Source organism: Streptomyces flaveolus, assembly GCF_000716535.1.
Taxonomy (GTDB): Bacteria; Actinomycetota; Actinomycetes; order Streptomycetales; family Streptomycetaceae; genus Streptomyces; species Streptomyces flaveolus_A.
The window spans coordinates 58562-70814 of record NZ_JNWV01000046.1 but is presented as its reverse complement, the minus strand read 5'-3'; the positions used below and the strand labels follow the sequence as shown (position 1 = coordinate 70814).

The window sequence follows — 12253 nt, the reverse complement described above, 5'->3', positions numbered from 1 at the left end:
CACGGCCTCCGCCAAATCCAATACCGCAGCGACATCATCGACGGATGCCTCACCGGAACAGGCCTCACACCGACGACACCACGACTACAACGTCAGTAATGCGGGATCTACGGAAGATCTGCCAGCACTTCAGCCGTGCCGTGCCGCCTTCGACCGGTGCCCGGGCTGCGGCCAGGACTCGGTTGACGGGGCGCTGGCTGAGGGCGAGTTCGCCGCCCGGTGGCCGATTGAGTCAGGTGGTGACCCAGGAGCCGGCACCGTGTAGGCACGGTCGGCGAGGACGGGGACACCCTGGCGTTCGCAGATACGGATCATTCGGTGGGTACGGGCCGCGGTGAGGTCATGCGTGCGGCCCGGCAGGGCGGGCGGGATCCACAGCAGCTCGCCGGCCGGATCGGTGAGGACCTTGACGTTCACGCCGTGCCCGCGGTGCTTGGCCGAGCAGTCCGCCCGGCCGTCGCCGACGCGGTCGCACTCGGCGAGGGTCCCGTCCAGCAGGACAAGGATCATGCTCGCGCGGCGTCTTGAGCAGGAGGGGATCGTTCAACGAGCAGGCCGGCCCCGCTGGTGACGTACGCGTGGACGGTACCGACGGATATCCCCACCCCGGCCACGATCCGGGCGAGGGTGCGGCGCAGGTACACCAGAGCGACAAGCGCACGCTGGTGCGGCGGGAGCTTGCACGGACGGCCACCCTCACGGGTGACGATGAGCATCGTGACCCACTCGACCAGGGCATGAGGCAGGTCGAGTGCGATGCCCCTATGGACGTCAAGGGTGGGCGGGCTGTGGGCAGGGGGAACGGAGGATCTTGTAGATGGTGCGGGCGAGATACCGTTTCAGACAGCGGATGATCTCTCGTTTGGACAGTCCGTCGGCGGTGCGCCGTTGCACGTACTTCTGAGTGGCGGGCTCCCAGCGCATGCGGGAAAGCACGGCACGGAATAACGCGGCGTTGGCCTGCCGGTTACCGCCGCGGTTGAGCCGACGGCGGCGGGTCTTGCCGGAGGATGCCTCCACGGGACTGGTTCCGCACAGAGCGGCGAACGACGCCTCGCTCTTCAGCCGTTCAGGGTTGTCACCAGCAGCGATCAATAGGGCGGCGGCCGAGTCCGCTCCGATGCCGTTGACTTGCAGCAGGCCGGGCGACGTCCGCTGGACGAGATCGGTCAACTGCCGACGGGCATCGCTGATCTCGACTTCGAGGAATTGGATGCGACGGGCGAGCCGGCCAAGCGTGTCGGCGACGGCTGTCTCGGCGGGGCCCGGACCATCATGGCGTAGCGTCGCGCAGCGCGCGACGAGCCGGGGCAGGGCCAGCTTCTCCAGCGGTTCCCGCACGGCTGGTTCCGAGTTGACCAACACGGCCCTGAGCTGGTTGATGGCCTTGACGCGAGCCTTGGCGGCAGAGTCCTTGGCGATCTTCAGGATCCGGATGGCCTCGACCGGACCGTCACCGCGCTTGGGCACGACGGTCGCCTCCCCGCCCAATACGGCGCGGGCGGCAGCTTCCGCGTCGACGGTGTCGCTCTTGCCCCGCCGCCGACGCATCGCCCGGTTCGGACGGTTGACCTCGATGACCTCCACACCGGCTGCATGCAGACTGCGGGCCAGGCCGGCGCCATAGGAACCCGTGCCTTCCACTCCAGCCCGGGTGACGCGGCCCAAGGTCCGGGCCCAGGTCAGCAAACTCCGGCAGCCAGCAGCTGTCGTCGCGAACGACCGGCTGGCCAGCACCGTGCCCAGCAGGCTGAGGACCACCACCACGTGGATATCTTTGTGCGTGTCAACTCCGATGACGATCTCCGTCAGATCGGATCCCCTCGCACGAACGGTCACGGCTGTCATCTCCCCTCCGACGCGGTTCTGGACTACAACGCGCCGGACAGGAAGACGGTCAGACCTGTGACGATGCCGAAGCAAGGCCCCTATGTGGACACGAACGCCCACCCGGCGACTGCACCATCCCCGGCACGAACGGCAGATCGCACTCAGGGCATCCCAGACGGAGCCAGGCAGGATATGGGCCAGACCGCACCGCAGATGGCACTCTCCATGCTCACAGGCAGGGAACCAACAGGGCTCCTGGACAGGCAGGTTGAGACTTCGAACACCTCACCCAACGGCACAGGAGCCCTGTCCGTTGTGAGCACGCGAGGCCATCACCCGGTCGGTGGCCACGCTGAAAGGGCTCGATGAACACAATTTTCGAAAAGGCGACCGAACATTTGCCACCACATGGGAAATGTGCCAGGATTTATAAGAATAAAAGGCTACGAGAGGCCAATTCCTGCAAGGTCAACCTTTCGCCGACGGAGGTGGCCGGTGTGCGGCATTACGATCTTGTGGTCCTCGGGGCGGGCAGTGGCAACATGCTGCTCGGCCACGAACTCGCCCATCTGCACTCCGCTGTTGTAGAGTCCGACCGCTTCGGTGGCACCTGTCTCAACCGGGGCTGTATTCCGAGCAAGATGTTAGTCGTCACTGCCGACGCGATCGAGGGAGCGCGGGCGGCAGCACGGCTCGGCGTCAATGCGGCCGTCGAACACGTTGATTGGAAAGCCATCCGCGACAGGGTGTTCCACCGCATCGATCCGCTGCACGACAGCGCGGTGAAGCATCGCAGGGAGAACGGCATCGACGTGTACACGGAGGAGGCGCGGTTCGTCTCGCCGAAGGTGCTCCAGGTCGGCGCCGAGCGGATTACCGCCCACACGTTCGTTGTGGCTGTCGGGTCGCGGCCCGTGGTTCCGGACATTCCCGGTCTCGACAGCGTGCTCTACCACACCTCGGACACCATCATGCGGATCGACAACGTGCCCGCATCCATGGCCATCATCGGCGGGGGCTATATCGCGGCAGAACTCAGCCATGCGTTCGGCGCCTTCGGTGTGGACGTGACGGTCGTGCAGCGGGGGCCGCGCCTGCTGATGGCGGAGGACGAGGAGGTCTCGACACGGTTCACCGAGATCGCATCACGTCGCCATCGCGTACTTCTCAATGCTGCCGTGACCTCCGTCAAACCGAGTGCCGACGGCGTCGCCGTATCTGTGGCCTGCCCGGGAGGCGATCAAGTCGTGCGGGCCGCGAGCCTGCTGGTGTGCGTCGGCCGCCGGCCCAACACCGACCGGCTGGACGCGGTTGCCGGCGGGCTGGAACTTGACGAGCACGGCCACATCGTGGCCGACAGCGCCTACCGCACGTCTGTACCGGGGGTCTGGGCACTCGGCGACGCCGTCAACCACTTCCAGCTCAAGCACATGGCGAACGCCGAAGAGCGGGTCGTCCGACACAACCTGCTCCATCCGCAGAATCTGCGTTCGCTGACCAACACCGTTGCGCCACGTGCGGTCTTCACAAGTCCACAGATCGCCGGGGTGGGACTGACCCAGCAGGAGGCCCGCCGTAGGGGGACCGACTACCTGGTGAGTGTCCGAGACTATGCAGATACCGCATACGGGTGGGCGCTGGAGGACACCACCAGCTTTGTGAAAATCCTAGCGAGCCCTCTCGACCGTACGATCCTCGGCGCGCACATCATGGGCCCACAGGCTGCGACGCTCATTCAGCCGTTGATCCAGGGGATGGCACTCAATCTGCCGGTGGACCGCATCGCTCGAGACGTGCTCTACATCCACCCCGCGCTGACCGAAGTTGTCGAACAGGCACTACTGGCCTTGTAGCCCTTCCACTCGGTCGGCCCGCAGGAAAGTCCTCACCGGACCGGGTGCCGCGGGCGTGGCTGGTGGGAGCGACCCAGCAGTCGGACTGCCATCAACGGGAACACGATCACCGGCAGGAGACCCGCGGGCACCAGCGCGGCGGCGTTTCCCCGACGGATGGCGTCCAGCCTCAGGCCGCTCGTTGCCGCCGCGACGATCACCGGTAGCGACGTAGCCTGCCGGAGTCCCCTGGCCACGATCGGCGAACAAGGCACCGAGGTTGAACTGGATGCCGCCCGTCACGAAGAACACCGGGATCAGGAATCCGTAGCCCAAGCCCTCGAGTGCAAGCAACGAGGAACGGCTGCTGCTGGTCAGCCCGGAACTGGCCAGCGTCCTGGCCACGATCATCGGACGCCTGCGGGACACCAACGGCGGCAGATCCCGCTCACCGCCCGCGCCTGTTCGGCCAGCGCCTCCACCCAGCTGGGGTCTGTAGTCAGCTTCACGTCCCACCCAGCGACGTACGGCATACTCCGTCCTGCCCGCCGGCGCCGCGCACGCCCACTTGGAAATTGGCGTAGTTCGGGTGGGCGGCTCATCAAGGAATGCGGCCACGGCCTGGGGAGGGCGGTGGCGTTGAGCGGAGGTGAGGCGGTGAAGCGGGGGCGGTCTCGGAGGTCGGCACGGTGAACTCCTCCAGGAAGCACGCCCCCCCGGCCGGTGGCCGGGGGGCGGTGGTGGCTGTTCGTATCAAGGGGCGTCGGTGACGTGGTGCTCAGTCGTGGGTTGTCGGCGGAGTGGTGCGCGGGCGTTCGTCACTGGGAAAGCGCGGCTGATAGCTGCGGGAGACCTCATGCACCTTGCGGAGGCCGAGGAACCCAAGGACGACCGCGGTCAGGATGGCCGTGGCGGAGGCGAGCAAGGTCCGCTGGGTGTTCCCGGCACCGATTGCCTCACAGACCACCGCTGCCAGCACGCCGGTGACGACGGAGTTGATGACGCCGATGACGAGAGGTGAGCCGGACAGCCAGTGCGTCACTCCGATCCGGCGGCGGAAGCTGTAGGTCGTCCAGATTCCTGGCGGGTCGTCGTGGTGGCTGGCGATGAAGTACGGCTCAAGCTCCGGCGCGAGCTCGACGTACGCGTGCCGCAGCCGGTTCATGCCGATAATCAGCCAAGTGTCCTCGATATCCGCCTCGATCAGCCGGAAATACGTCCCGAACCCGATGAGCAGGACGACCGGCAGCACCAGCAACGCGAACGTCGTGAACCCGGACCCGAACCCGGCCGCGTTGGCCACCAGCGAGAGCGCCACCACCGCGGCCGACAGCACCGTCAGATATGTCCCGGTCCGGCTGAAGATCTCCTGCCATGTCATGCTCCGTGTCGCCAGCAAACTCCAGTGCTCGGTCGCCAAGAACTGCGCATGCGGCGTCCCGGCATCGACTGCCTTGAGCTCTCTCATCCCCCGAGTGTGACCTCAGTCGTCGACGAGTTTGAGAGGGCCCGCCGGTGGTGTCGGATGAGTTCGACGAACAGCCTGCCGCGGGGGGTCATCGGCCGGAATGCGTTCCACATGCAGCGCACCGCTGATCTGGCATCGCCGCGGTGTACGTGATGCGCGCGCGTTGTGAGCCGTCATTGACGGACCACCTCACCGCTGAGGAGACCAGTGACCTGCTAGCCGCCTGGCCCGACGGGCGGTAGGTCCCGGCTACTCGATCGAGCACGAGTTCGGCCGGTTGCATGTCGACGGGTGACGTACGGTGCCGACGAGCGCAAGGACGCGGTCAGCTTGCGGGTCTGCTGCTGGGCGCGCCTCGATGAGGGCGGTGATCCGCTGATGGCGCTGGATACGGCTCGGCGCCGGCAGGCCGTGCGATCTCCGTCGGATCGACGGCCATGACACAGGACCAGCCGCGTTCCTCCAGCGCGAGCCGGAAGGAGACGCTGGGGCCGTAGCCGACATCCGCCACGATCACCGGCACCGCCGTCCCCTGCGCGGCCAGGCGGTCCAGCAGCCCCAGCGCCAGACGGGTCCTGGAGGCGTGTCCGACCTCGTCAGGGATCTGGGCCCGCTGCCGCCGCCTGTCCCCTCGTAGGGTGGCACGCGCCTGCTACCCGTGCGAGTCAACTGACCCGGGCCGCCGCTCGTCGACGCCGCCTCTCCCCCGTGTCCGTCGGGAGGGTCGGCGTCGCAGTGTGTGGTCAGCCGCGTCGGCGGAACAGGGCACGGCGGGGCTTACCCGGCTCCTGGTCGTGGTCGTGCTCCTGCCCCGTGGCGTAGCGACCTGGACGCGAGCGGCTTCGGCGACGGCTTCCTCGCGGGCGACGTCGTCGGCGTGGCAGGTATCGCACACGGCCGCGTCCCCGGCTGTCCAGGCGCCACCGCGCGCGGTGGTCTCCCCCAGCGCTGGTCGGTGAACTTCTGCCCGCGCCGCTTGCACACCGGCCGCTGCGCCTCCCGCTCAGGTGCACGGCGCCGCTTGTCCTCCGCGTCGGCGCGGGCGACCTGGTCGCGGTAGAGGTCCTCGCCGTCGGGGTTGTCGAGCGCGTCGGTCAAGGTTTGTTCGTCCGCGCGCCCCAGGCGCTGCCACACCGCCGCGTTCGCGCCGTGCTCCTGGAGCTGTTCCAGGGTGGTGAAGACGACCGGCACGGCCTGGCTGTAGTCCTTCGCTGTGATCGCCTGACGGTAGTAGGTCTCGTACCGGCGCGGCGCCCAGTAGCGGCAGCCGGCTTCCTCGAGGACCTGCACGGTGTTGTCGACCTTGACCCTGGTGGTGTCGGCGAACAGGAACGCCACCGGCACCTGACCCTCCCGGCCGGTCGGCGGGTAGACCCGCCGCCACAGCCGCTTCTCGTGGTCGACATGTTCGATCGCGTCCGGCCGGGAGCGGACCAGGTCCACAGTGCGCTTGTCCGCATCCCATGCCAGCAGCCAGCCCCACTCCCAGTACCGGCGCAGCTTGTGCACCAGGTCGTGCGCGTCCTCGGTGCGGCGGTCGATCTCCAGCAGCATCACCGGCACCGGCCGCCCGCGCCCGCACCACCAGGTCCGCCCGCTGGACGTACCCGCCTGCGAGCCTGTGCGGGACCTCGGTGGCAAGCCGAGCCGGTGTCCGATCCCGGCACGGTGCAGTTCGGCCGCCGTCGAGGTGACCGCCGCGGCGTGGTCGTCGTAGCTTCCCGCGAGCAGCTCTCCGGTGACCCGGTCGTACGTCTCCTTGCGCAGCGCTGAGACCCGTATGTTCTTCGGCTCCAGCAGCTGCTTCGCTTCGCGGTGTCCTCGGTCGGTGAGCACCCATACCTGCCGCTGGTCGTCCTGAACCGATTCGATCCATGAGGGTTGTCGGACTTGCGGCGACCCCCTGTCCGCCGGGCCTGACATACCGGAACGTCCGTCCCTTCGCGACGGGGCACGGAGTGCGATGGAGGACCCCGCGGAGGGGGCCTCCTGGGCCCGGTCAGGGGTCTGCTCGGGCTCGTCTGCGGTGCTCGCCACAGGGTGCTCCTGGAAGGTCCGCCTGAAGGGCACCACGTGATCAACAACGGCACCGTTCCCTCAGCTCGCTGTCAGGGCAGCGATGCCGTTGTCTGTGGACAGGAACCCCCTTTCGGTTCAGTTGTTCACCGTTGTGCGGGCTCCCGAATGTGCTGAGGTACGGCAGACCTGGCTGGCCTAGGGGGAAAGCGCGCACAACGGGTCACGGCTCGCGCGGAACCTCCCGGCCGCCGAATAATTGTTATCGCCGGAACACGGCGGAGCACCTTTCGACGACCGGTCGGCGACAGCCGACGACCAGCATCTCGCTCGAGGGAGCCGTCTCGTGACGAGCAGCGGCGCAGCACCGGATCAGCGGCGGCGGAACGAGTCCGGGGAGACACGCGAAACCGACCTCGGCCACACGCTCCACCGCGCCACCAGCGCGGCCAGGCGCCGGTTGAACGCCGTGTCGGCGGGCGTCTACCTGCTGGACGAGCGCCGCGACGCACTCCGCCTCGCGCTGGCCGACGGAAGTCCGCCGTCCCTGTTCACGCTGCCGGGGCGGATGGAACTGGACGTGCCCGCCGCCACGGTCCGCGCCGTCCTGACGGGGGAGACGGCGGTTCTGCTGGATCGGGACCCCGCCGGCCCGGGCCGCGAACACCATCTGCGGTACCCCTACATCGCGGCGGCGGCCCCTGTCGTCGCGGACGGCCGGCGCTTCGGCGCCCTGACCGTGCTGCGGCTGGAGACCGACGACGCCTTCACTGCCGCCGAGCGCACGGAACTACGGGATGTCGCGGACCGGCTCGCCGTGGCACTGGCCAGGCTGGCCGACGACGGCGTGGCCGTGGCGGCCGGTCCCATGCCAATCATGGTGCCACCGGCCCGGGACGACCCTCGTGCACCTGGGTGCGTACCGGGCTGGGGGCTGGGCGATATCCCGGGCTCCGCGGGCACGAGCATGATGTTCCCGCTGCGCCGCCTGGCGGAGCTGGCCAACCGGGCCACGACCATCGAAGAGGTGACGCAGGCCGCACGGTACTGCGTCATGGACCCGTTGAGCGCCCGGGCACTGGCGCTGGTGTCGGCCGTCGAGGGCCGGCTGTGGGTCCTCGGGCACAGCGGTGCCTCCTCCGACATGGCCCGCGCTCTGCACGGTGCCGGGATGGACGACCGAACACCGGCGGCGGAGGCATTCCGTGGACGCCCGGTGTTCCTGACCGGGCACTCGCCCACGGGTTCCTTCTCGGCCGACGAGTCGCGCGCCGAGCTGTACCTGCCGCTCACCGGCGACCGCCAGTTCGTCGACCTGGCGGTCGGCGGCGGCGGGCGGGTGGTCGCGGTGTGCTGCCTGGAGTTCTCCGGACCGCGCGGCTTCCCGCCCGAGGAGAGGGCCCTTCTCGGCATGATGGCCGGGTTGCTGGGAGCCGCGGTGCGCCGGGTCGAGCTGAGCGCGCAGCAGCGGGCGATGAGCGAATGCCTCCAGCGTTTCCTCCTGCCCTCCCGGCTGTCGGACCTGCCGCGGCTGGCCACCGCGGCGCGCTACCGGCCCGCCGGCGTCACCACCAGGGTGGGGGGTGACTGGTACGACGTGATCACCCTGCCCGGGGACCGGGCCGTGCTGGTCGTCGGCGACGTCGAGGGACACTCCGTGGAGAGCACCGCCGTCATGGGGCAGATGCGCACCGCGGTGACCTCCTACGCCGTCGAGGGCCACCGTCCCGCCGCGGTGATCGACCGGACCGGCAGGCTCCTTGCCGCCCTGGGGACCGACCTCACCGCGACCTGCTGCGTCGTCTCGCTGGACACGCTGGACGGCACCGCCGAGGTGGCCCTCGCCGGGCATCCCCCGCCCCTGGTACGGCGGCCGGACGGGAGCATCGGCGTCCTGGCCGCCCCGGCCAACCTGCCGCTGGGCGTTTCCACGGCGGACGCCTGTCAGGCACGCGAGCACCACATCGCGTGCGGGTCGGTCCTGATGCTGTACACGGACGGCCTCGTCGGCTGGAACGCGCCCGATCCGCAGGTGCGTCTGCACGCGCTGCTCGGAGCCGGCAGCGGGGCTCCCACGCCCGATCTCGAACAGCTCGCCGACCTGGTCGTCGAGGACGGCTCCGCGCCACAGCAGCACCGCGACGACGCCGTCGTGCTGCTGGCGCTGTACGGCGGGGCGGCGGGGCAGGAGGAACCACGGGTGGGGAGCCTGCACATCCAGCGCCGTGATCTGCTTGGGGTGGGGGCGGCCCGCGCGTTCGTCCAGGACCAGCTGGGGACCTGGGGGCTGGAGGAGATGTCGGAGCCCCTGGAGCTGGTCGTCTCCGAGATCGTCACCAACGCCCTCATCCACGCCGGCAGTGACGTGGACGTGCGGCTGCGGGCCTTCGACGACCACCTCCGGCTCGAGGTAAGGGACTCCGACAGCAACCCGCCGATACCCTCCTCGCTGTCGCTCGGCGAGGAGGAGAACGCGGAAGCGGAACACGGCCGGGGTCTGCTGATCGTGGAGGCGCTGGCCGACACGTGGAGCAGCTCGCCGAACGGACAGGGCAAGACGGTGTCCCTGACACTGCCCATCAGCGGGCGGTGAGCGGCGGCGGTGCTCGGGCGCGCGCCGGGTCCTGGTCCGGTGGCCGCCGGCGTACGTCGGACCGGTCGAGACGGGGGGCGAGTGCGTGTGCGAGTTGTTCCGGCGGGTGGTGCCTGCGGCACCTACTCGTCTCGACACCGGGTCGCTGGGCGAGCCAGGCGGCCAGACTGGATGCCTCCCGGTCCGGGAGGAGTGCCGACGAAAGGGATCAGCCCAGCGGGAGCGGGAGCGGGAACGGGCGGGGGCGGCGAGGCGGGCCACCGTGAACTCCCCGCACACCGGCTGTACATCCGGCCCGGCGGCGCGCGGCACGTGGCCGGAGCCGCGGTCCGCCGCGGCAGATGCGCCGACCACCGCGCCCGCAGGGCCGCCGGTGAGCTGGGGCTGTTCCAGCGGCAGGGGAAGGGCAGTAAGGGTCTCTCGCCGCTCGGGCCTCCGTCTCCTGCACGACCGTCCCGCGCCCACCGACTCCGCCCTCGACTGAGGCCCGTACCACCCCTGGACGGACCCCTTGGTGCTGCTCGCCCGGAACCGGGCCGAGGAGGCCCGTACTGCCCCGGCCAGGGCGCCCGGGCCATCTCTTGATCACTTGCAGGAGGCACTGTGGTGCCTGACCGCCCAGCCGCCCGCCTCGGCGAGCGCCCGGTCGCCGCCCGCGCCGCGGCGGCCCTGCGCCTCGCCCGCACCGAACACGCGGGCGGGGCGAGCGGGATGGTGACGCTGGGGCCGGTAGCGTGGTACCTGGCGATGGCGGAGGCACGCGCCCACAAGAGATGACCGACATCGTCCGCGGCCCCGCTCCCACACCTGCTCCTCCACCTGGGCCGGGCACCGCAACCTCCGACCGGCCCGTTCACATGTGTCCGAGGGAGGCCGTGAGCCCTTCGGATCGATGACGAGCCGGGAAGCCGTCTCGGCGTCCCGGTCCGCCAGGACAGCCGCCGGCCGCCGTCTGGCCGGCGCGGCGGAGATCCCGGAGGCAGCGGCAACCCTCCACCAGCTCCTGCTGGACGAAGCAAGCATTCTCCTGCGCGAAGCCCGCGGCTGTCACGCAGGGTGCGGTCACCGAATACGCCGCCGCCCGCACCGACGCCGAAGAAATACGCCGAAGTTGCCTTACGACCAGTGCTCAACGGACTGACCGTCCATCAGTCGGTCCAGGGAGATGCCGCTGCGGTCACGGCAGCATGATGGTGCCGGACCGTGCGATCACCTGCTCGGCGCGCGCGGCCATGTCCTCGTCGAGGGGCGGCGGCGTCTCCCCCGGGCGCGCGGGCGTGCTGTGGTCCAGCATGAGCTGCTCCAGGCCGGGCGGCGTGTAGATGAACAGCAGCCTGGCGGCGTGCACGCCCGTGTTCTTGAATCCGTGCCGTATGCCCTTCGGCACGTGGATGAAGTCGCCCGCCACGGCGGTGAAGACGTGGTCGCCGTCGATGAACTCCAGTTGCCCGTCCAGCACATAGAAGGTCTCGTCCTCCTTCGTGTGCGCGTGCGGGACCGGGCCGCCGCCGGCCGGAATGGTCGCCTCGATGAAGCCGATGTTCCCGTTGGTCTGCGCGCCGCTGGCCTTGACCGTGTAGACGTCGTCCGCGCCCCACACGGTCGGACCTTCGCCGGACGGGACGTAGAGCGCGCCGCGCCTGTTCCACATCGGGTCGTCGGGTGCCACTTCGTTCAGCAGGAAGCTCATGGGTTGCTCCGATGGTCAGTGCGACTCCGGCCCCCTCCGCGCCGGACCGGGGGCGAGGCAGTCATAGCGGCCGGTGCACAGCATCGAAACGCACATTTCCTTGTCGTGTCAAGTATGTGTTTCTGACGCCGATGCGCGTGTCGCCTCGCCACGAGGTGCCGCCGGTCCGGGAGGCTTGTCGAGGTCCGGTGCCGCGCGAAGGTTCAGCGTGCCGGGCGGTAGGTCGCGATGATCACTCCGCTGCTCGTCGGCCGGGCCTCGACCAACTGGAGCCTCTTCATCGGGACGTCGTCGGTGAACAACTTCCTGCGGCCCTCGCCGGCCACCACCGGGTGGATCAGCAGCACGAGCTCATCGAGCAGGTCGAGCTCCAAGAGCGAGCGCACCAGCGTGGGGCTGCCCGCGACGGTGATGTCCTTGCCGTCGCCCGACTTGAGCTCGTTGACAGCGGTCACGAGGTCGCCCCTGATCAGCGTGCTGTTCGCCCAGTCCTCGACGCTGTCCAGCGTGGAGGAGACGACGTACTTGGGCGACTCGTTGATCCACTTCGCGAAACCGGCGTCCTCACCGCTGGTGACCGTCGGCCAGTACCCGGCCCACTCGGTGAACGTCACCCCGCCCAGCAGGATCGTGTCGGCCGTCTCCAGCGTGCCGGCCAGCGTCGCGCCCATCTCCTCGTCGAACGCGAACTGCCACTCGTTGGGCGACTGGGCGACACCGTCGAGCGAGACGAACAGACCCGAGACAACCTTGCGCATGATTCCTCCACGAGTGATTCCGAGGGGTTCTCCGCCCGCCCCGGCCGGGGCGGGGCGACCCGTCGG

The 12253-nt window shown here is 69.3% G+C and carries 8 protein-coding genes and 2 pseudogenes; 3 read left to right on the top strand and 7 right to left on the bottom strand.

Annotated features, from left to right (window positions below; all coding sequences use genetic code 11):
• Positions 1 to 64 precede the first annotated feature (64 nt).
• A pseudogene (locus OO52_RS39175) lies at positions 65 to 716 on the bottom strand (transposase family protein).
• 55 nt (positions 717 to 771) lie between these two features.
• Entirely contained in the window at positions 772 to 1848 is a 1077-nt protein-coding gene (locus OO52_RS39170) for an IS110 family transposase (RefSeq protein ID WP_030655457.1), read from the bottom strand.
• A 347-nt stretch (positions 1849 to 2195) separates the two neighbouring features.
• Between OO52_RS39170 and OO52_RS39165 the strand changes: the two genes are divergently transcribed.
• The gene (locus tag OO52_RS39165; RefSeq protein WP_234339908.1) at positions 2196 to 3683 is read left to right on the top strand and encodes a mycothione reductase; all 1488 of its coding nucleotides are present in this window, start codon (positions 2196 to 2198) and stop codon (positions 3681 to 3683) included.
• A 757-nt stretch (positions 3684 to 4440) separates the two neighbouring features.
• Here the strand turns inward: OO52_RS39165 and OO52_RS39160 are convergent.
• The 3 genes and pseudogenes from OO52_RS39160 to OO52_RS53350 all read right to left on the bottom strand — a co-directional run bounded on the left by OO52_RS39160 (position 4441) and on the right by OO52_RS53350 (position 6966).
• Entirely contained in the window at positions 4441 to 5130 is a 690-nt protein-coding gene (locus OO52_RS39160; RefSeq protein ID WP_051818938.1) for a hypothetical protein, read from the bottom strand.
• A 325-nt stretch (positions 5131 to 5455) separates the two neighbouring features.
• Positions 5456 to 5746 (bottom strand): annotated as a pseudogene (locus OO52_RS48530) (transposase); the annotation flags it as partial.
• Between the two features lie 161 nt (positions 5747 to 5907).
• Positions 5908 to 6966, bottom strand: coding sequence for a hypothetical protein (locus OO52_RS53350; RefSeq protein WP_234339907.1), 1059 nt, complete (start codon positions 6964 to 6966; stop codon positions 5908 to 5910).
• A 526-nt stretch (positions 6967 to 7492) separates the two neighbouring features.
• Here OO52_RS53350 and OO52_RS39145 point away from each other — a divergent pair.
• Both OO52_RS39145 and OO52_RS54795 read left to right on the top strand, forming a co-directional pair.
• Positions 7493 to 9739 carry a SpoIIE family protein phosphatase gene (locus OO52_RS39145; protein ID WP_030655447.1) on the top strand — a complete coding sequence of 749 codons (2247 nt, stop codon included), beginning with the start codon at positions 7493 to 7495 and terminating at the stop codon, positions 9737 to 9739.
• A gap of 606 nt (positions 9740 to 10345) precedes the next feature.
• A complete protein-coding gene (locus tag OO52_RS54795; protein WP_420711453.1) occupies positions 10346 to 10516 on the top strand; it encodes a hypothetical protein in 171 nt (56 codons plus the stop codon).
• A gap of 400 nt (positions 10517 to 10916) precedes the next feature.
• On the opposite strand, the gene OO52_RS39140 is transcribed toward OO52_RS54795, so the two are convergent.
• Together OO52_RS39140 and OO52_RS39135 are read right to left on the bottom strand one after the other, a co-directional pair.
• A complete protein-coding gene (locus OO52_RS39140; protein ID WP_030655445.1) occupies positions 10917 to 11429 on the bottom strand; it encodes a cupin domain-containing protein in 513 nt (170 codons plus the stop codon).
• Between the two features lie 203 nt (positions 11430 to 11632).
• A complete protein-coding gene (locus OO52_RS39135) occupies positions 11633 to 12187 on the bottom strand; it encodes a dihydrofolate reductase family protein (RefSeq protein ID WP_030655442.1) in 555 nt (184 codons plus the stop codon).
• Between the last annotated feature and the right edge of the window lie 66 nt (positions 12188 to 12253).